17 protein-coding genes are annotated in these 20,071 nt (G+C 70.2%); 10 read left to right on the plus strand and 7 right to left on the minus strand.

The window, feature by feature from the left end:
- Window positions 1-112 precede the first annotated feature (112 nt).
- On the minus strand, window positions 113-2,167 hold the full coding sequence (locus ACFQ6S_RS19385) for a protein kinase (protein ID WP_383410777.1): 2,055 nt from the start codon (window positions 2,165-2,167) through the stop codon (window positions 113-115).
- 232 nt (window positions 2,168-2,399) lie between these two features.
- On the opposite strand from ACFQ6S_RS19385, the gene ACFQ6S_RS19390 reads away from it, so the two are divergent.
- The gene (locus ACFQ6S_RS19390; RefSeq protein ID WP_383410780.1) at window positions 2,400-3,125 is read left to right on the plus strand and encodes a hypothetical protein; all 726 of its coding nucleotides are present in this window, start codon (window positions 2,400-2,402) and stop codon (window positions 3,123-3,125) included.
- 95 nt (window positions 3,126-3,220) lie between these two features.
- On the opposite strand, the gene ACFQ6S_RS19395 is transcribed toward ACFQ6S_RS19390, so the two are convergent.
- A complete protein-coding gene (locus ACFQ6S_RS19395; RefSeq protein ID WP_383410783.1) occupies window positions 3,221-3,802 on the minus strand; it encodes a biotin transporter BioY in 582 nt (193 codons plus the stop codon).
- Window positions 3,803-4,284: 482 nt separating this feature from the next.
- Here ACFQ6S_RS19395 and ACFQ6S_RS19400 point away from each other — a divergent pair, with 482 nt between their 5' ends.
- From ACFQ6S_RS19400 to ACFQ6S_RS19430, 7 genes are all read left to right on the plus strand, one after another.
- Entirely contained in the window at window positions 4,285-5,487 is a 1,203-nt protein-coding gene (locus ACFQ6S_RS19400; RefSeq protein ID WP_383410786.1) for an ROK family protein, read from the plus strand.
- Window positions 5,488-5,693: 206 nt separating this feature from the next.
- Window positions 5,694-6,761, plus strand: a complete 1,068-nt coding sequence (locus ACFQ6S_RS19405) for an ABC transporter substrate-binding protein (RefSeq protein WP_383410789.1) — start codon at window positions 5,694-5,696, stop codon at window positions 6,759-6,761.
- A gap of 5 nt (window positions 6,762-6,766) precedes the next feature.
- Entirely contained in the window at window positions 6,767-7,609 is an 843-nt protein-coding gene (locus ACFQ6S_RS19410; protein WP_383410792.1) for an ABC transporter permease, read from the plus strand.
- Complete coding sequence (locus tag ACFQ6S_RS19415) at window positions 7,585-8,316, plus strand: ABC transporter ATP-binding protein (RefSeq protein WP_383410795.1); 732 nt, start codon at window positions 7,585-7,587, stop codon at window positions 8,314-8,316. Before ACFQ6S_RS19410 ends, ACFQ6S_RS19415 begins: the two co-directional genes overlap by 25 nt.
- Window positions 8,316-9,656 carry an LLM class flavin-dependent oxidoreductase gene (locus tag ACFQ6S_RS19420; RefSeq protein ID WP_383410798.1) on the plus strand — a complete coding sequence of 447 codons (1,341 nt, stop codon included), beginning with the start codon at window positions 8,316-8,318 and terminating at the stop codon, window positions 9,654-9,656. Before ACFQ6S_RS19415 ends, ACFQ6S_RS19420 begins: the two co-directional genes overlap by 1 nt.
- Before the next feature lie 12 nt (window positions 9,657-9,668).
- Window positions 9,669-10,565, plus strand: a complete 897-nt coding sequence (locus tag ACFQ6S_RS19425) for a TauD/TfdA dioxygenase family protein (RefSeq protein WP_383410801.1) — start codon at window positions 9,669-9,671, stop codon at window positions 10,563-10,565.
- A 120-nt stretch (window positions 10,566-10,685) separates the two neighbouring features.
- Complete coding sequence (locus ACFQ6S_RS19430) at window positions 10,686-12,074, plus strand: amino acid permease (RefSeq protein WP_383410804.1); 1,389 nt, start codon at window positions 10,686-10,688, stop codon at window positions 12,072-12,074.
- On the opposite strand, the gene ACFQ6S_RS19435 is transcribed toward ACFQ6S_RS19430, so the two are convergent.
- Entirely contained in the window at window positions 12,075-14,093 is a 2,019-nt protein-coding gene (locus tag ACFQ6S_RS19435) for a tetratricopeptide repeat protein (RefSeq protein WP_383410807.1), read from the minus strand.
- A 158-nt stretch (window positions 14,094-14,251) separates the two neighbouring features.
- Window positions 14,252-14,671: a hypothetical protein gene (locus tag ACFQ6S_RS19440; protein ID WP_383410810.1), complete on the minus strand. Its 420-nt coding sequence runs from the start codon at window positions 14,669-14,671 to the stop codon at window positions 14,252-14,254.
- 148 nt (window positions 14,672-14,819) lie between these two features.
- Between ACFQ6S_RS19440 and ACFQ6S_RS19445 the strand changes: the two genes are divergently transcribed.
- Window positions 14,820-15,461 (plus strand): superoxide dismutase, encoded by a 642-nt coding sequence (locus tag ACFQ6S_RS19445; RefSeq protein ID WP_383410812.1) that lies wholly within the window; start codon window positions 14,820-14,822, stop codon window positions 15,459-15,461.
- A gap of 126 nt (window positions 15,462-15,587) precedes the next feature.
- Here ACFQ6S_RS19445 and ACFQ6S_RS19450 read toward each other — a convergent pair whose 3' ends face one another.
- The 3 genes from ACFQ6S_RS19450 to ACFQ6S_RS19460 are packed head-to-tail and all read right to left on the minus strand — an operon-like array spanning window position 15,588 to window position 18,478.
- Window positions 15,588-16,367, minus strand: a complete 780-nt coding sequence (locus ACFQ6S_RS19450) for an SAM-dependent methyltransferase (RefSeq protein ID WP_383410815.1) — start codon at window positions 16,365-16,367, stop codon at window positions 15,588-15,590.
- A 12-nt stretch (window positions 16,368-16,379) separates the two neighbouring features.
- The gene (locus ACFQ6S_RS19455; protein ID WP_383410817.1) at window positions 16,380-17,015 is read right to left on the minus strand and encodes a histidine phosphatase family protein; all 636 of its coding nucleotides are present in this window, start codon (window positions 17,013-17,015) and stop codon (window positions 16,380-16,382) included.
- The gene (locus ACFQ6S_RS19460) at window positions 17,012-18,478 is read right to left on the minus strand and encodes an FGGY-family carbohydrate kinase (protein ID WP_383410819.1); all 1,467 of its coding nucleotides are present in this window, start codon (window positions 18,476-18,478) and stop codon (window positions 17,012-17,014) included. The genes ACFQ6S_RS19455 and ACFQ6S_RS19460 overlap by 4 nt, the downstream gene beginning before the upstream one ends.
- Before the next feature lie 167 nt (window positions 18,479-18,645).
- Here ACFQ6S_RS19460 and ACFQ6S_RS19465 point away from each other — a divergent pair, with 167 nt between their 5' ends.
- On the plus strand, window positions 18,646-20,067 hold the full coding sequence (locus ACFQ6S_RS19465) for an ABC transporter substrate-binding protein (protein WP_383410822.1): 1,422 nt from the start codon (window positions 18,646-18,648) through the stop codon (window positions 20,065-20,067).
- The last annotated feature ends 4 nt before the right edge of the window (window positions 20,068-20,071 follow it).

The raw sequence follows: 20,071 nt of genomic DNA on the forward strand, positions 1-20,071 counted from the left end.
TGCCGGTGGCCGCCGGCCGGTCCGCCGGTAGCCGGTAGCCGGTAAGGGGTGGTGGGGTGCGGTGTGCACCCCACCACCCCTTCGTCTTTTGCCCGATCGCGTTGCCGCCCGGTCACAGCACCGTGAAGCCGTCCCTCACCTTCTCGTACGTCTTCAGGGCCTGTGCCTCGATGTCCGGGCGGTACCAGGTGTTGATCTGGTACGTCCTTCCGTCCACGGTGAAGCCGAGCAGCCGGGCGTGCCACGGGTCGCCGTTCAAGGTGAAGGTGTACTCCCAGACGACCGCCGGGTGCTCGCGGAAGGTCGTGCGCTCCAGGCGGATCTTGACGTAGTCCTTGCCCTGCTGGGCGTTCTGCTCGGACTGCTGCCAGGAGTCCATCAGGTCGTCACGGGCCAGGGACGACTTGGCGGCGAGTTCCTGAGCGGCGTCCGGTGACGTGTAGTGCACCTCCGAGCCCGTCTGGACGTCCCGCCGCCAGCCCTCGGGGGGCGCCCACGCGAACCCGCCCGCCTCACGGCGCGCGCCCGGCGGGAGGCTCTGCGGCCTCGACGTGCCCTCGACCGTGGACGACGGGGACGCGTCCGGAGAGGACGCGGCCGAGGACGCCGACGGCGAGGAGCTTGCCTGATCGTCCTTCCGCGCCCCGAAGTCGGTCACCAGCACGACCGCGACCACAGCACCGGCGGCCGCGATTCCGGCGGCGGCGACGATGCCCGTACGGCGATACCCGCGCCGGGGCCGGGGGCGGGCCGCAACCGCGGGGCCGGGGAGCTCGCCGGGCGGCATGCCGCCGTACTCCTGGGAACCGCCCGGTGCGCGTCCCGGGCCGGGGGCGGGCCGGCGCTCGGTCATCGCTTCCGAGCGGGAGAGGGAGACGCCGGTGCGGCGGGGGGTGGGGCCGGTGGAGTTGCCGGACGGGGTCGCGGAGTGCACCTCTGAGCGGGACTCGGGGGTGGTGGCCTCTGTGGAGGCGTTGAGGGGGCGAGGGGGGTCTGGGGCGGGGGCAGGGACGGGAGTTGGGGCGGTGGCCGGCCGGGTGTTGATGGTGTGTTGCTCAACTCCAGGCCGTGGGGCCTCGGTTCGCGGATCCTCGGTTCGCGGGTCCTCGCTTCGGATGTCCTTGGTCGGTGCCGGCTGTGGCGGTATCGCGTCGCGTATCTCTTCCGGCTGCCGGGGGTCGGGCGGGGACGGGGGACGGGAGACGTCCAGGAAGGCGGGGGTGGGCGACTCTCTTGGGGGCGTTGGCGTCTGCTCGGGCTCGGGCTCGGGCTCGGCTTCGTGCTCGCGGCCGGACGGGCCTGTCGGTTCCGGCTCGGACAGCGCGCCGGATTCTGGCGCCGGACGACTCACCGGGGCCGGTTCCGGTTCCGGTTCCCCCATCACCGGCATCGTCGGCGTGGGTATCGGATACGCCACCCGTTGCAGGGCCGTCTCCACTTCGTCCAGGCCGGGGCGAAGGGTCGGGTCCTTTTCCAGCAGGGCGGCGAGGATGTCGCGCAACGGGCCTGCCGCGGGCGGGAGTTCGGGCTCCTCGTAGAGGACCGCGTGCAGGGTCGCCAGGGTCGTGTCGCGGGAGAAGGGGGAGCGGCCGGCGAGGGCCGCGCTCAGTGTGGCGCCCAGGGACCAGATGTCGGACGGCGGGCCCTGGGGGCGGCCGGAGATCCGCTCGGGGGCCATGTAGTCGGGTGAGCCGACCAGCATGCCGACCATGGTGAGGGCCTTCGCGTCCTGGATCGCCGCGATGCCGAAGTCCGTGAGGACCACGCGGCCCCGCCCGCGCGTCACCTCCGCCTCCACCAGCACATTGCCCGGCTTGATGTCCCGGTGGAGCACGCCGCGGTCGTGGACCTGCCGCAGTGCCGCCACCAGGCCCACGCCGATCCGGGCCGTCTCGCGCGGCCCCAGCGGGCCCTCCTCCGCCATGATCCGTTCCAGGGAGCGGCCGGCCACCAACTCCATGACGATCCAAAGGCGTTCGCCCTCGTCGACCACGTCGTAGACCCGTACGACGTTGGGGTGGTCGATCCGCGCCGTCGCCCGCGCCTCGCGCAGGGTGCGTTCACGGCGTGTGCGTGTGTCCTCGGGGTCGAGGCCGTCGATGCGCATTTCCTTGACGGCGACCAGTCGATCGAGAATTTCGTCGACCGCCCGCCACACGCGCCCCATTCCCCCCTGGCCAATACTCTCGACCAATCGATAGCGCCCCGTCACCAGTACACCTGGAACCCCGCCACTCCTCGTATTCCCCGGCAATCCACTGCACCCCCCTCGATGCCGCATCGGACATCCGCCATTGAAACACAATGGTCACACTTCGTGCCGTACCAGCATAGTGCGGAGAAATCTTGTGGTAGCTCTTCAAGTACTGCGAATTCAGGCGCAGGCAAGGGGGACGAACATGAGTTCTCGTCGCACGACGGCCATCGCGGGATCGCTGGTCGCGACATCTTTTTCGGCAGTGATGATCCTTTCCTTCACTGCCAGTGCCGACGACCAGGGACCTGGGAGCAGCAAGGGGGGAAAGGTCATCGACGAGGCACCGGCAGGGGTGAAGCTCACCACCGAACTGCCGGAGAAAATCTCGGTGAACAACAGTTCGCAAGAAACCGAGATCACCGCCACGGTGAAGAACGAAGGGACCGAGGACAGCGGAAAGATCCAGCTATTGGTCGTCGGGTTCGACGGCCTGACGGTCAAGAATGTCGAAGGCTGTTCGGCGATCGAGAAAGGCAATCTTCCGGAGGGTTCGAACAGCGGTTTCGCCTGCCCTCTCGACAATCTCCCCGCCGGTGAGTCGAAGTCGTACGCCGTGGCGGCGACGTACGACCTCGGCAAGGAGGGCAAGATCTGCCTGCCCGTCCAGACGGGCGACGGCAAGAAGACGTACTGGCAGCAGGGCCCGGTGCCGTTCGGTACGACGAACCCGTCGCCCGACGCCCCGGCCACCCCGCTGCTGCTCGGTACGGACAACAAGCCGGTCGCACCGGGCGCCGACGAGCTGCCCAAGACCGGCCTCGGCCGTGACGTCCTGCCGCTCGGCGCGGCCGGCGCGACGCTGATCGCGGTGGGTGCGGCCGGGCTGTGGTGGTCGCAGCTGCGGCGGCCGAGGCGGCACGCGGACTGAGCCCCCGGGCTCGCTCTCCGGCGCGGGGACACGAAAAGAGGCTCGTCGGGTCGAAGTCACGGACCCGGCGAGCCTCTTGCGCAGGAGCTACCGCGTCAGCGGTTGATCAGCTTCCAGGCGGTGGGCAGCGCGCCCATCGCCAGCGCCGCCTTCAGGGCGTCGCCGATCAGGAACGGGGTGAGGCCGGCCGCGATCGCGGCGGACGCCGACATGCCGGTGGCCAGGGCCAGGTAGGGGACGCCGACGGCGTAGATGATCGCCTCGCCCAGGACCATCGCACCCACCGTGCGCAGCGCGGTGCGGTCGGCGCCGCGGCGGGCCAGGGCGCCGACGACCGCCGAGGCGAGGATCATGCCGAGGATGTAACCGAAGGACGGGGCCGCGGCGCCGGAGGTGCCGTCCGCGAACCACGGCACACCCGCGATGCCCGCCAGCGCGTACAGCGCGAGCGAGAGGAAGCCGCGCCCGGCGCCGAGGGCCGTGCCGACCAGCAGCACCGCGAGGGTCTGACCGGTCACCGGCACCGGGGAGCCCGGCACGGGCACGGAGATCTGGGCCGCGAGGCCGGTGAGCGCGGCGCCGCCGACGACGAGCGCGATGTCGCGGACGCGGGAAGCCGGGAGCAGGTCGGCGAGGACCTGACCGGGTCGGGCGGGGGCGGCGGCTGCCGTGGTCATGGGGACTCCGCGAGGGTGAAGGCGGTACGGGACCCAGTGACGCTATCCCAGGGGGTTCGGCTCGCTCACCGTCAGTGGTCGACAAAGGCCGGATCACGGGGTTCGTTGGCTCCGGACAAAGGGTGGGGGTTACACCGGGTACGGGGTGATGCCGGTCACTGAGGCAGGGACGTACGACTCACATGACGGTCCCGGAGCCGACTGTAGGAATGCGCCAATCATGTTGCCCGCGTGTGAAGAGCCGTCTCGCCCGTCGGTCGCCGTCTGGGCAGCGGTGGGCCGCTTTGCTAGCTTCGAGCGCATGGTCGCCCAGTCCCGGAACTTCTCGTCGCGTCGCCACGTCGACCTGCGACGCGTGGGCGCGGCCGCCTGTCGCCGTCCGGGGTGAGTCGGACCGCGAAGGCCCCGGTGGCGGTGGCTCCGGTCATGACTCGCCCGCTTCAGACGGCGCAGTGTCGGACCGGCTCCCGAGGAAGTTCCCCATGCCCCGTACCGCGGCACCCACCCTTTCGTCCCCCATCCCCCGTATCGCCGACCGCGACCGGCGCCGGACCAGCGCCAGCGCCGTCCTGCGCTCGGTCCTGGAGCACGGGCCGGTCGCGCGCAGCACCATCGCGCGGCTGACCGGGCTGTCACCGGCGTCGGTGACCGACCACTGTGCCCGCCTCTCCGGTCTCGGGCTCATCCGCGAGGCCGCCGCGCCCCGGCAGTCGGGCGGCGTCGGCCGGCCGCACGTGCCCATCGATCTGGACGACACACGGTTCGTGGTGGGCGGGGTGCATGTGGCGGTGCCGTACACCACGGTGGCGCTGCTCGATCTGCGCGGACGCGTCGTCGCCGAGCGGGAGTTGAAGCACTCGGGGGCCAGGGATCCGTACGGCGTCCTCGCCCGCGCCGCCGACGGGCTGGCCGCGCTGCTGGACGCGGCGCCGGGCAGCCGGCCGCTCGGCGTCGGCTTCGCCGCGGGCGGCTGGGTGGACCGGGACTCCGGGACCGTCGTCGAACACCCGCTGCTGGGCTGGCGCGAGGTGCCGGTGCGGGAGGTGCTCGGCGCGCACACCGGGCTGCCGGTCCATGTGGACGGGCACGCGCGGGCGTTGGTCAACGCGGAGCGGCTGTTCGGGCGGGCGCGCGGCAGCCGGAGCGTGCTGCATCTGTTCGTCGGCAACGTGGTCGACGCGGCGTTCGCCACCCACGACGAGGTGCACCACGGCCCCCGCTCCCAGGCCGGCGCCATCGCCCATCTGCCGGTACCGGGCGGCACGGAGAACTGCGACTGCGGTCGCGTCGGCTGCCTCCAAGCAGAGCTGAGCGAGCGGACGTTGTGCCGGCGGGCGCGCGCGGCCGGGGTCATCGACGGGGTGAACCCGATGCACGTCCTGCGCGCGGCGGCGCACGGCGACGCGGTGGCCGTGCGGCTGCTGACCGAGCGTGCGCGGATGACCGGCCGGGCGGTGGGGCTGCTGCTCGATGTGCTCAACCCGGAGACCGTCGTCGTCACCGAGATCGGGACCCTCAGCCGGGAGGACTGCCTCGGCGCGCTGCGGAAGGCGGTCGGCAGCGAGCGGGCGGCAGCGGTCGTGCCGACGAGTTTCGCGGATTCCGTGCTTGCGGTGGCCGGCGGTTCGGTGGCTCTGGACGTGCTGTACCGGGATCCGTTGGGCACGTCACCTGAGGCTATTTAATTCAGAATCTCGGAATATTGACAGGGATCACCGATGACCAGGAACATGCTGCTCATGAGCCCGTTCGTGAGCTGTCGCACCCACTGTTGCTGACACGTCGCCGCGTGTGAAGCGCTCATTTCCCCCTGCGTGAATTTCTTTTTCCGGCTTTCTCCTGCCCGGAATTCCGCATGCTTTCTTTCTTCCTGAACTCACGGAGTACTCCGATGTCTTCTTCTCCTGTGCCGGGTGTCGACCGACGGCTCTTCCTCACCTCCCTGCTCGGCGCCGCGGCCGGTGTCGCCGGACTCAGCGGCTGCGCCGACAGCAGCGCGGCAGCCGACAACGAGGGCGCCTCGACCGCCCCGCTGGCCAAGAACGTGCCCGCGGGCACGAGCCTGAAGATCGCCTCGTACCAGAACACACAGCAACTCCAGTTCAAACTCGCCAAGTTGGGTGATCCGCCGTTCACGGTCAGCAATTGGTTGAACATCGGCGCCGGGCCCGATGTCATCAACGCCTTCCGGGCCAAGTCCCTGGACCTCGCCAACAACGCGGGCATCCCGCCGATCCAGGCGTACTACCAGGGCTTCGAGGCGAAGATCGTGGCGATCAACATCACCCGCAAGCCCAACTACCTCTTCGCCACCAAGCCCGGCAGCGACATCCGGTCGGTCGACGACTTCAAGGGCAAGCGGCTCGCCTTCTCACAGGGCCAGGCGCAGGGCGTCGTCCTGCTCCGCGCCCTGAAGAAGGCCGGGCTGAAGTACGACGACGTGGAGCTGGTCCCGCTGACCAGCAACCAGTTCCTCACCGCCCTGCAGTCCGGGCAGGTCGACATCGCCCCGCTCGGCAACACCCAGGCCCCCGCCTATCTGACCCAGTACGAGGCCAAGGGTGCCCGCGTCATCACCACCGACGTCGTCGACCTGCTCAATCTGCTGTGGGCCCCGGTCGCGGTGCTGAACGACTCCGCGAAGGCCGCGGCGATCGCCGCCTACATCCCGTACTGGGCCAAGGGCCAGGTGTGGACGTACGAGCACCCCGACGTCTGGAACCGGGAGTTCTACGTCAAGACGCAGAACCTGACCCTCCCCCAGGCCGAGGCGATCACCGAGCTCGCCAACAAGCCGCTGTTCCCGCCGAGCTGGGACGAGGCGATCAAGTGGGAGCAGGAGACCGCCGATCTGCTCGCGGAAGGCGGGTTCGTGAAGAAGTTCGACGTCAGCGAGCTCTTCGACCACCGCTTCGAGGGCATCGCCGCGAAGTCCGTACCGGCCGAGTACCGGAAGTGACCGCCATGACCACGACCACCCTGCACAAGGCCGCCGCCGTCGTCACCTCCGACGAGCGGCCCCGTAAACGCCGCCGCGGGCTCGCCCCAGGCAAACGCCTCCCCGCCGCCCGGCTCGCCGGACCCCTGCTGGTGCTCGCCCTGTGGGCCGTCGCGTCCGCCGCCGAGGCGCTCGACCCCGCCGCGATACCCGCACCCTGGACGGTGGTGGAGACCGGCGCCCAGCTGTGGAGCGACGGGACCCTGATCACCGACATCCTCACCTCGTTGCAGCGGGCCGCGTCCGGCTTCGCGATCGGTCTGACCGCCGGTGTCGTGCTGGCGCTCGCCTCCGGGCTCACCCGCACCGGAGAGGCGCTGATCGACGGCACGGTCAACCTCAACCGGGCCATCCCGACCCTCGGTCTGATCCCGCTGTTCATCCTCTGGCTGGGCATCGGCGAGACCTTCAAGATCGCGATCATCGCCATCGTCGTGTACATCCCGATCTACCTCAACACGCATGCCGCCCTGTCCGGCATCGACAACCGGTTCGTCGAGCTCGCCGAGGTGCAGGGCCTGTCGAAGCTGCGCTTCATCCGGGAGATCGTCATCCCCGGGGCGCTGCCCGGGTTCTTCGTGGGACTCCGGCTCGGCGTGACCGGCTCCTGGCTGGGCCTGGTGGTCCTGGAGCAGATCAACGCCACCAGCGGCCTCGGCTACATGATGTTCCAGGCCACGAACTACGGCCAGTCCGACGTCATCCTCGTCGGCCTCGTCGTCTACGGCATCTTCGGTCTGATCTCCGACAGCACGGTCCGTCTCATCGAACGGAGGGTGCTGTCGTGGCGCCGCACACTGAGCAGCTGACCCGTCCCGCCGTCCAGCTCCGCGCGCTGACCCGCTCGTTCGAGGCACGCACCGTTCTCGACGGCATCGACCTGGACATCCCCGCCGGCCAGTTCGTCGCTCTGCTGGGGCACAGCGGCTCCGGCAAGAGCACCCTGCTGCGAGCGGTCGCCGGTCTCGACCACGAGGTCACCGGCAGCGGACAGCTCACCGCCCCGGACCGGGTGTCGGTCGTCTTCCAGGACTCCCGGCTGCTGCCCTGGCGTCGCATCCTGGCCAACGTCCTCCTCGGGCTGGAGGGCAAGGAGGCGGAGCGGAAGGGGCGCGAGGCCCTCGCCGAGGTCGGGCTGAAAGGCCGCGAGCGCGCCTGGCCCAACGAGCTGTCCGGCGGCGAGCAGCAGCGCGCGGCACTGGCCCGCTCCCTCGTCCGTGAGCCCGAACTCCTGCTGGCCGACGAGCCGTTCGGCGCCCTGGACGCCCTCACCCGGATCAAGATGCACAACCTGCTGAGGGAGCTGTGGGAACACCACCGGCCCTCGGTGCTGCTCGTCACCCACGACGTCGACGAGGCGATCGTGCTCGCGGACCGGGTGCTCGTGCTCGACCAGGGCCGTATCGGCCTCGACCTGACCATCGACCGACCACATCCACGGACGTACCGCGACCCGCTGCTCGGCGAGTACCGCGAGCGTCTGCTGGCCGCGCTCGGCGTAACAGAGGACCACTGATGACCAGACAGCTCCACCTCAACGCGTTCCTGATGAACACCGGCCACCACGAGGCCTCCTGGCGGCTCCCGGAGAGCGACCCGTACGCGCATGTGAGCCTGGCCCACTACGTGCACCTCGCCCGCATCGCCGAACGCGGCACGTTCGACTCCCTCTTCCTCGCCGACGGCCCCCAGCTGTGGAGCAACCTCGCCCAGCGGCCCGCCGGCGCCCTGGAACCGCTCACGCTGCTCACCGCGCTGGCGACGGCCACCGAGCACATCGGCCTGATCGCCACCGCCTCCACGTCCTACAACTCCCCCTACAACCTGGCCCGCAAGTTCGCCTCCCTCGACGTCATCAGCGGCGGCCGGGCGGGCTGGAACATCGTCACCACCGCCGGTGCCGAGGCCGCCCGCAACTTCGGGCTGGACGCCGAACCCGCGCACGCCGAGCGGTACGCCCGTGCCGCAGAGTTCCTCGATGTCGCCCTGAAGCTCTGGGACAGCTGGGAGGACGACGCGATCGTCGCCGACAAGGCGGCCGGGGTATGGGGCGACGACGGCAAGATCCATCCGCCCCGGCACCGGGGGACGTACTTCAGCGTCGAGGGAGCCCTCAACGTCCCCCGCACACCGCAGGGTTACCCGCTGCTGGTGCAGGCGGGGTCGAGCGAGGACGGAAAGGCCTTCGCCGCCCGGTACGCGGAGGCGGTGTTCACCGCGCAGCAGACGATCGAGGACGCGCGGGCCTTCTACGCCGACCTCAAGGCACGTACCCGCCAAGCGGGCCGCGATCCCGGCCACATCAAGGTGCTGCCCGGCATCGTTCCGGTGATCGGCTCGACCGAGGCGGAGGCGCACGACCTGGAGCAGCGGCTGGAGGACCACATCGTGTACACGCACGGGGTGGACCGGCTGGAGAGCCTGCTGCAACTGGAGCCGGGGACCCTGGAGTTGGATGCCGGGCTCCCCGCCGACCTGCCGTCCGAGGACGCCATCGAGGGAGCCAAGAGCCGCTACACCCTCGTCGTCGAACTGGCCCGGCGCGAGCGGCTCACCGTCCGGCAGCTCATCGGCCGGCTCGGTGGCGGCCGCGGTCACCTCACCTTCGCCGGTACGCCCGAGCAGGTCGCCGACGCCATCGAGACCTGGTTCACGCAGGGCGCCGCCGACGGCTTCAACATCATGCCGCCGGTCCTCCCCTCCGGCCTCGACGCCTTCGTCGACCACGTCGTCCCGATCCTGCGCGCCCGCGGCCTGCTGCGCAGCGAGTACGGCCCGCGCCGGACCCTGCGCGAGCGCTACGGACTCCCGCGCCCCGCCAACCAGTACACCGTCCGGGAAAACGCCCTCGTCTGAAAGGACCCGCCCATGTCCGGCATCGAAATCCACAAGGTCACCGGGAACATCGGCGCCCGCGTCGTCGGCGTCGACGTCTCCGGGCCCCTCGGCTCCGACACCGTCGCCGCTCTCCGCGAGGCCCTCAACGTCCACAAGGCGCTCGTCTTCGACGATGTGAACCTCGACGACGAGACCCAGCAGGCCTTCGTCCGCCACTTCGGCGACGTCACCACCGCCCACCCGACGGTCTCCTCCGTCGACGGCGTCCCGAACGTCCTGCCCGTCGACAGCGAGCGCGGCCGGGCCGCCAACCACTGGCACACCGACGTCACCTTCGTCCTCAACCCGCCGCAGGCCACCACCCTGCGCAGCGTCACCATCCCGCCGTACGGCGGCGAGACCCTGATCGCCAGCTCGGCGGCCGCCTACCGCCAGCTGCCCGAGCCGCTGCGGCAGCTGGCCGACACCCTGTGGGCGGAGCACACCAACGACTACGACTACGCCGTGCCGGACGAGGAGGTCGACGAGCGGCAGGCCGCCCAGCGCGCCCAGTTCACGTCGATCAAGTACCGCACGGTCCACCCGGTCGTCCGCGTACATCCGCTGACCGGTGAACGCGGCCTGTTCATCGGCGGGTTCGCACAGCGGATCGTCGGCCTGTCGCCGGGCGAGTCCCGTAGGATCCTCGACCTGCTCCAGGCGTACGTCACCCGGCCGGAGAACATCCTGCGCCACCGCTGGTCCGAGAACCAGCTGGTCGTGTTCGACAACCGCATCACCCAGCACTACGCCGTCGACAACTACGACGGCCTGCCGCGCCGCCTGCACCGGGTGACCGTCGCGGGTGACGTGCCGGTCGGCGTCGAGGGCAAGGCCAGCCACTCGATCGAAGGGGACGCGTCGCACTACACGCCCGTCGCCGCGTAGCGATCTCGTCACTCAGAGTGCGGCAAGTGTCCGCATAGTGGGCAGCCTCTCCTTCTGAACGGAGAGGCTGTCCAGACTGTGGACGTTTTTGCCCTCTCACGCATTGGACGAGCCGCGCCCATGCAGAACAGCACCACCGAGACGCCCGCGAAAGCGGACGACGTCTCCCTCTCCCACGGTCTCAAGCAGCGTCACCTGTCGATGATCGCCCTGGGTGGTGTCATCGGCGCGGGCCTGTTCGTCGGGTCCGGAGCCGGTATCGCCGCCGCCGGCCCCTCGATCGTCATCGCCTATGTCGTCTCCGGCCTCCTTGTGATGCTGGTGATGCGGATGCTCGGCGAGATGTCGGCCGCGTACCCCTCCTCCGGTTCCTTCTCCTCGCACGCCGAGCGGGCGATCGGCCCCTGGGCGGGCTTCACGGCCGGCTGGTCGTTCTGGGTACTGCTCTGCACGGCCGTCGGCCTGGAGGGCATCGGCGCCGCGAAGATCGTCACGACCTGGCTTCCGCACACCCCCGAGTGGGCCTGGGTGGCCCTCTTCATGGTCGTCTTCTGCGGCGCGAACCTGGCCGCGGTGAAGAACTTCGGTGAGTTCGAGTTCTGGTTCGCCGCGCTGAAGGTCGGCGCGATCGCGCTGTTCCTGGTCCTGGGCGGCCTGGCCATCGCCGGCGTCCTGCCGGGCACGGACGCCCCGGGCACCGCGAACCTCACCGGTGAGGGCGGTTTCCTCCCCAACGGCACCGAGGGACTGATCATCGGCCTGTTGGCCTCGGTCTTCGCGTACGGCGGCATGGAGACGGTCACCATCGCGGCGGCGGAGTCGGAGGACCCGGTCAGCGGCGTGGCGAGTGCGGTCCGTACGGCCATGTGGCGCATCGCGCTCTTCTACATCGGCTCGATGGCGGTCGTCGTCACGCTCGTCCCCTGGGATTCCAAGGAGGTCGTCGAGAAGGGCCCGTACGTCGCCACCCTCGACCACCTGGGCATCCCCGGCGCCGGCCAGCTGATGAACGTCGTGGTCCTGGTCGCCCTGCTGAGCGCCATGAACGCCAACATCTACGGCTCCTCGCGCATCGCGTACTCGCTCGTCCAGCGGGGACAGGGCCCGAAGGCACTGGGCCGGGTGTCGGGCGGCGTCCCGCGCATCGCGGTTCTCGCCTCCTCCGTCTTCGGCTTCGTGTGCGTCGTGCTCAGCTACTGGCGCCCGGACGACGTCTTCCCCTGGCTGCTCAACATGATCGGCGCGGTCATCCTGGTCGTCTGGATCTTCATCGCCGTCTCCCAGCTGCGCCTGCGCAGTCGCTTGGAGCGGGAGACACCGGACAAGCTGGTCGTGCGGATGTGGGCCTTCCCGGTACTGACCTGGGTCGCGCTGGCCGGCATGGCGGCGATCTTCGTCCTGATGGCCCGTGAGCCGGACACGCGGGTGCAGCTGTACTCGACCGGCGGGATGACGGCGCTCCTGGCCGTCGTCGGGTACGCGTGGCAGCGGACGCGCGCCCAGGACTGATCAGGCCTCGGCTTCAACCTGCCACTGGGCGAGCCACTCACGATTTTCCACGACGAACGGGTGCTCAGGTCCGAGCACCCGTTCTCTGCGTGCGATGACCTCCCCGAGCGTCACTACGGCATCGTCGATCCTTCCCAGACCACGTTCGACCCGAGCCTTGAGGCATAGGGCGGAAAGAGTCAGCGGGTGGTCAGGTCCCTGGAAACGGGTCCGGTCGGCCAGCACCCTGTGCGCGAGAGGCTCTGCTTCCACGTACCGGCCGAGCACTCTCAGTCCCTCGGCATAGCTGTGCCGCGCGGCCATGGTTGTGACGTGGTCCGGAGGGAAGACCTGTTCACAGGTACGAAGGAGCGTGGCGGCCTCGAGTTCAAACTCATGACCGTCCTCCAGATAGGGCATCAGCTCGATGACGTACGTCCACGTCGAGAGCGTTTCCGGCGATCCCTCCCCCAGCACACGCCGCTGGCCCTCGAGGGCCCGGTAAGCCCACTGCGCGGCCTCCTCGATCCGTTCCCGCAGGAAGAGCGGCCAGGTCAGGTTCAGACAGCTCCGCAGCGTGTCGGGGTGATCCGGCCCGAGCAGGAGTTCGCGGCGCTCAAGAACGCTGCGCTCCAGAGCCTCCGAGGCGGCGTAGTCACCCATCCGGTACAAGGCGAGGGCCTGTACATGCCTGGCTTCCAGGACCAAGGGGTGCTCGTTCCCTAGCACCTCCTCACTGCGCGCCACGACGCCGGGAGCGAGTTCCAGAGCGGCTGCGAAATCCCCTGATTCGAAAACGTGCCGGGCAGTCCGAACGGCTAGCGCGGCCGTCGACTCGCTCGGCGCCCGTCGCAGCAGCGCCGTGGCGTGCGGCGCAAGCAGGGCGAGTCGGCTGCGGACCTGCGGCGACTCAACACCATGCTCAGGCAACGCCGCTTCCAGCAGGTCGGCCGCCGCCTCGGCCAGCGCCGTCGCCTGTGCCTCTGGTACCCCGGCCGCCACGCTGTCGAGCAATACCCCGTGCACCTGTACACACCGGACCCCGCGCGCCTCGACAATCTCGGCCAACGAGTGATCGAGCAACCCCATGAGTGCGGGCTCCAGAGAGTCCGCCTGCAGTCCGGTCTGCGGGCCGTCGAGTTCCACCTGCCCCCGTGCCGCTCCGGCCAAAAGGCTCAAGGGCACTGGGTCCGCCGCCCAGTACGACAGCAACCGCAGCAGCGGTGTCGCCTGCGGCAGTCCGTTGGCCGCGAGGGTGTCAAGGGACAACTGCCAGGTGCGACTGACCAAGTGCCGGGACTCCCCTCTGCCGTACCCTGTGGCACCCCGGTCGACGAGGCCGGTCGACGCTTCGTCGAGCTTGCGGTCGTACTCGTCCATGGTCCACGACTCCAGTAGCTGGTGCGCGAGATGGGAACCGGCGAGGGTGAGTGCCAGCGGGAGCCGACCGAGGCGGGCAGCCACCTTGCGAGCCGACCGCAGGTCCCCGGCGTCCGGTGCGAGGTCGCACAGGACCTGGGCCGCATCGTCCAGCGGCAGGACGCCGATGCCGTGCCGTGTCATGCCTGGCTGACGCCACAGGTGGGTTGTGGCGTGACGCGTGGTGACCAGAACGATGCCCCGGGGACTGATCCGCAGCCACGCCCCGTCCTCCAGGATCGAGGGATCGTCCGCGTTGTCGAGGACCAGAAGCCACGGGTCGGCCGAGTGGTCCAGGTGGTGCCACGCCAGATCGGCGGCCGCCCGCTGGCCGGCTGCCGCGGCAGCCAGTTCGCCCGCCGCCGCCCCGCGGTCGCCGGCCACCGCCAGCATCCCCGCACGCAGCGACATCCGTTCGGAGGCGTTGACCCAGAAGCCGACCCGACCATGGTCGCGAACCGTCTCACTGAAGAGCCAGTACGCAAGAGCGGTCTTGCCACAGCCTCCCAGACCGTGCAGGACGTGGACCTCGCCGCCCGGCCCGGCAGCGGCCGCGCCGAGTACCTCGCGCAGTTCATCGCGGTCGCGCAGGACGCCCGGGGCGCGGCCTACCAGGGGCATGCGCACGGAGTCTGGGACCACGGCCCCGGAACCGACGGCCCGATGGCCGACGAGGGGGGCGGTGCCGACGTCGTAGTGGTGGTGATGCTCCTCGATGTGCTGATCACCGGTCGTCTGGAAGATCCGGCCCTGACCGGAGGCCCGTGCGCCGAATTCGCTCATCGTTCGGTGATGTGCTGGTCGCGGCCGGCCTGGTACACCCGCCCACTGCCGGAGACCTCCGCGCGCAGCCGGACCTCCACCGATGGTTGCCGATCGGGACCTTGTGGGCTCAGCTCCTCGAGGATGCGGCGCAGTTCTTCGGCGACCTCGGGCTGCGCGATGAGCAGCCGGCGCACCCGCGCCTGCCACTCGGCGGTCAGTTCGGACTCGGTGTCGGTGTCGCCCGACTGGCGAGCGAGGAGCAGGTCGTCGCGCGTCGCTTCGAGTTCGCCACCAACTGCCTCCGCTCGGGCGGGCTGGAAACGCTGCCAGAGGGCGACCACGCCGTCGCGAGCCGATTCCCAGGCCTGACCGGCCATCAGCGTCACTACCGTCGTGCCCGCAGTACGGGCGAGTTCGGCGATCTCGGGACCCATGGCACCCCTTCCTACGAGTCCCGATAGTAGTTCGCACCCACCGACGGGCGCACTTCCCCATTCGCGGGCCCGACCGCGCATCACCCCCCTCTTGCTGTTAGCTTGTTGTTGCAAGCTACTTGCAATAAGAGCTCTGAGGGGACCCTCCATGCCCGTCTACACACTCCCGGAACTGCCGTACGACTACTCCGCGCTGGCGCCGGTGATCAGCCCCGAGATCATCGAGCTGCACCACGACAAGCACCACGCGGCCTATGTGAAGGGCGCCAACGACACGTTGGAGCAGCTGGCCGAGGCGCGGGACAAGGAGTCGTGGGGGTCGATCAACGGGCTCGAGAAGAACCTGGCGTTCCACCTCTCCGGGCACATCCTGCACAGCATCTACTGGCACAACATGACCGGAGAAGGCGGCGGCGAGCCGCTGGAGCAGGACGGTGTGGGCGAGCTGGCCGATGCCATCACCGAGTCCTTCGGGTCCTTCGCGGGCTTCAAGGCGCAGCTGACCAAGGCTGCGGCGACCACGCAGGGGTCGGGCTGGGGTGTGCTGGCGTACGAGCCGCTGAGCGGACGGCTGATCGTCGAGCAGGTCTACGACCACCAGGGGAACGTCGGCCAGGGTGCCACGCCGATTCTCGTGTTCGACGCCTGGGAGCACGCCTTCTATCTCCAGTACAGGAACCAGAAGGTCGACTTCATCGACGCCATGTGGGCCGTCGTCAACTGGCAGGACGTGGCCCGGCGCTACACGGCCGCGAAGTCCCGCGCGGACGTGCTGCTGCTCGCGCCCTGACGGAGAACGGCCCTACGAGTCGTCCTGCCTCGTGATCGTCTTCTCACCTTTCACGAACGGCAGGCGGAATGAAGGAAGCCCCCGCGAGGACGTGACTCGCGGGGGCTTCCCATGTGCCGAAGGGCGTCAGGGCTTGCGCCCCACGCCGCCGTGCTGGCCGATCGGACGGGGCTCCTCGTCGGACGGCTCGGGGCGCCACAGCGGGACGGAGACGATGCCCGGCTCCAGCAGCTCCAGGCCCTCGAAGAACGCCTCGATCCTGTCGACCGGGCGCAGGAAGTACGGGACGGCACCGGTCTCGTTGTAGGCGTCCTGGGCGTTCTCGTAGTCCGGGTCGGTGCCCCGGGAGCCGTCGTTGACGCAGAGGTAGCTGCCGGAGGGGAGACCGGCGAGGAGGCCGCTGACGAGGGCGCGGGCCTGGTCGTAGTCGGCGACGTGGCCGAGGATGCCGCTGAGGATCAGGGCCGTGGGACGGGAGAGGTCGAGGGTGCGGGAGGCCGCCTCCAGGATCTTCTCCGGCTCGTACAGGCTCAGGTCCTCGTACGACGTCACGCCCTGCGGGGTCGAGGTCAGCAGGGCGCGGGCATGGGCCAGGACCAGCGGGTCGTTGTCGACGTAGACGATCTTCGACTCGGGGGCGAGGCCCTGGGCGACCTCATGGGTGTTGTCCACGGTCGGCAGCCCGGTGCCGACGTCGAGGAACTGGCGGACGCCCGCCTCCGTCACCAGGTACCGGATGCTGCGGCCCAGGAAGGCGCGGCTGCTGCGCGCGATGGTGACGATGCCGGGGAAGACCGCGGTGTACGCGTCGCCCGCCGCCTCGTCCACGGGGTAGTTGTCCTTGCCGCCCAGCCAGTAGTTCCAGATCCTGGCCGAGTGCGGTACCGAGGTGTCGATCTCCGTCATACGCCCATCGTGCTACGGCGGACCGGGCTCGCACGGCACATTGAGAGAGAGAAGTGCGGCCGATCCGTCTGTTTTTACCAGGAGTTCGGTGATCGCCGCGTTGCGCAACCGGGGGAACACTCTGCGGTACTCCCCTGCCGGGATCGACAGCAGCGTGCACAGCACCAGACGGAAGAGCGTGTTGTGGGCGACGACGAGAACGCGCCCGCCGGGATGGGCGGCGGCGATCCGGCGCAGGGCGGCCGCGCCGCGTTCGGCGGCCGCGGCAGGGTCCTCCGCGTCCGGGAACGGGTGGGCCACCGGATCCGTCCGGAACGCCTCCGCGGCCGCCGCGTCCTCGGCCGCGAACTCCGCGAGCGTACGGCCCTCCAGCACACCGAAGTCGCATTCGCGCAGGCCCGGTTCGCGCTGCGGGGTGAGTCCGAGGGCCCGGCAGGCGGGGTCGGCGGTGGCGACGGCACGGGAGAGCGGCGAGGTCCAGATCGCGTCCACCGGGTGGGCGGCGGCCCAGCGGCCGAGGGCCTCGGCCTGGGCGCGGCCGGTGTCGGTGAGGGCCACGTCGCTGACCCCGGCATAGCGGTTCTCGGCATGCCAGACCGTCTGTCCGTGCCGGGCCAGCAGCAGCGTCGTACCGGTGCTCGTGCTCATGACTGCGCAGTATCCTCGTCCAGCCGGGCCAGCGCGTGCGCCGCGACCGGGGGCGGGAGCCAGCCCCGGGTCGTCAGCTCGTCGACCAGGCGGGCGTACGGCTGGGCGAAGCGGGCGGTGCGGTCGGGGCGGGGTTCGACGGTCGTACGGACGCTGACCATGGCCTCCGCGGCCTCGGCCAGCCCCGGCGCCGCACCCGTGCCGTACGCCGCCAACGCGGCCATCCCCAGGGCCGGTTCGGTCTGCTGCGGCACCCGTGCCGGGCGGCCCAGGACGTCGGCGCGCAGCTGGTTCCAGTACGGGCTGCGGGCGGCACCGCCGGTGAAGGTGAGGGGGCCGTCGAGGGGGGCGCCGAGGTGGTGCAGATAGTCCAGGCACAGGCGTTCCGTGAAGGCGACGCCCTGGAGCAGCGAGGCCCATAGATCGGCGTCCGACTCCGGCTCGCCCAGCACGAGCGCGGCGGCGTCCGGGGCGAGGAACGGGAAGCGCTCACCGGGTGAGACGAGGGGGTAGGTGATCGCGCCGGACGGCTCGTACGCGGCGGCCAGCGCGTCCATGGCCGCCGGATCGGCGCCCGCGAACGCCGCCGTCAGCACGCCCGCACCCACACTGGAGGCCCCTCCGGGCAGCCAGCTCCCGTCCGGCGCCCGGTGGTTGTAGACCACGCCTGTCGGGTCGCGGACCGGGGTCGGGGACGCGCCCTTGAGGACCAGCGTGGTGCCGAGCACCGAGTTCCAGGAGCCGGGGCGCAGGGCGGCGGAGGCGATCTGGGCCGCGCAGCCGTCGGTCATCCCGGCGATGACGGGGGTGCCGGCGGGGATGCCGGTGGCGTCGGCGGCGGTCGCGGAGATCGCGCCGAGCGGGGTTCCGGGGCGTACGACGTCCGGGATCGCCGTGTCGGGCAGGCCCAGCCGGGGCAGCATGGCCGGCCAGGCGTCGCGCTCCAGGTCGTAGCCGGTCTTCAGGGCGTGGCTGGAGTCGGCCGGGGGCAGCTCGCCGGTGAGGAGGGAGACGATCAGGTCCGGCTGATGGGTGATCCGCCCCTGGCCGTAGGACGCGGTCAGCCACAGCGCCTTGGGCAGCGCCCAGGTGTCCTGCACCCCGATCCCCGCCATCCGCGCCCGCGCCCCCTCCGCCGTCGCGCGCCCGTCGTCGTACATCAACGCGGGACTCATCGGCCGCCCCGCCCCGTCCGTCAGCAGCACGGTCCCGGAGGTCCCGCACACCGCGAGCCCGCCGACGCGCGCCTTCGACCGCGCACGCTCCCGCAGGGCGGCTCGGGACGCCACGCACAGCGCCTCCCACCACTCCCCCGGATCCTGCTCGTGCCGCACGCCGTCCCGCCGCCCGGCGAGGGGCGCCGAGCCGCTGCCGAGAACCGTGCCGTCTCCGGTGACCAGCAGGACCCGCACGCTCTGAGTGCCCAGGTCGATCCCCAGCCAGGCCTCATGCTCGTCAGTCATCCGGCCTCCCGCACATCTGGATCCGTGAACTTCACACTCTGCACTGAGATTTTCCCCTGCGCGAGGGATTGACGCCCAACTTCCGCCGTTCCACCCTCTGTTAACGAGTCGACTCGCCGTGTTAACCCGAACACCGGACCGGACCGAGCCCCACGTGGAGGTCACGGATGGACACGCACGCGCACGACCGCCGACGCTTTCTGGCGCTGAGCGCCGCCCTGGCCGCCACGCCGCTCCTGAGCGCCTGCGGTGCCGGGTTCGGCGGGGACGACAGCAAGAGCGACGGCTCGGCGGCGGACGACGTCACCGGCTCCTTCGACTGGAGGCGGGAGAAGGGCACGACCGTCAAGGCGCTGCTGAACAAGCACCCGTACACGGACGCGCTCATCGCCGACCTGAAGTCCTTCACCGAGAAGACCGGCATCAAGGTCGAGTACGACGTCTTCCCCGAGGACAACTACTTCGACAAGCTCACCGTCGACCTGTCCAGCGGCCGGGCCTCGTACGACGTCTTCATGCTCGGCGCGTACATGGTCTGGCAGTACGGGCCACCCGGCTGGCTGGAGGACCTCGGCCCCTGGATGCGCAGCTCCTCGGCCACCGGCGCCGAATGGGACCAGGCCGACTTCTTCCCGAACCTCCTCCAGGCCGACCAGTGGTCCCTGAAGGCGGGCGCACCGCTCGGACAGGGCGGCCAGTACGCCCTGCCGTGGGGCTGGGAGACCAACGTCGTCGCCTACAACACGGACGTCTTCAAGAAGCTCGGTCTCAAACCCGCAGAGTCCTTCGACGAGCTGCGCGAGATCGCCGGGGCCATCAAGCGGAAGGCGCCGGGTGCCGGCTTCGACGGCATGTACGGGATCGCCGTACGGGGATCGAGGAGCTGGGCGACCATCCACCCGGGCTTCATGACGATGTACGCCCGCAACGGGCTCAAGGACTTCACAGTCCAGGGCGGGAAGCTCACACCCGCCATGAACAGCCCGGAGGCCGTCGCCTTCACCGAGGACTGGGCCGGCATGGTCAAGCAGGGCGGGCCGCCGTCCTGGACGTCGTACACCTGGTACCAGTGCTCCAGCGACCTCGGCGCGAAGAAGGCCGGGATGCTGTTCGACGCCGATACGGCCGCCTACTTCCAGGCGGTGGAGGGCGCGAGCCCCGCCTCCGGGAAGATCGCCTTCCATCCCGGTCCCAAGGGGCCGGACGGGTCGCTGGCCACCAACATGTGGATCTGGTCGCTCGGCATGAACGCCAAGAGCAAGAAGAAGAGCGCCAGTTGGCTGTTTCTGCAGTGGGCGACCGGCAAGGAGCATCTGCGCAAGAGCGCGATCACCCACAACCACATCGACCCGGTCAGGAAGTCGATCGCCGACGACAGCGCCTACAAGGACAAGATGAGGCACCTGCCCGGCTTCATCGAGACCTTCGAGACCGTCGTCGACCAGACGAAGATCCAGTTCACCCCGCAGGCCCAGTTCTTCGACGCGACCACCAGCTGGGCCGCCGCCCTCCAGGAGATCTACGGCGGCAAGGGTGCCGAGTCGGTGCTCGACGGGTTGGCGGGCGACCTCGCCGACAAGGTGGACTGACGCG

It is taken from the genome of Streptomyces sp. NPDC056479, from assembly GCF_042795335.1.
In the GTDB taxonomy this organism is placed as follows: Bacteria; Actinomycetota; Actinomycetes; order Streptomycetales; family Streptomycetaceae; genus Streptomyces.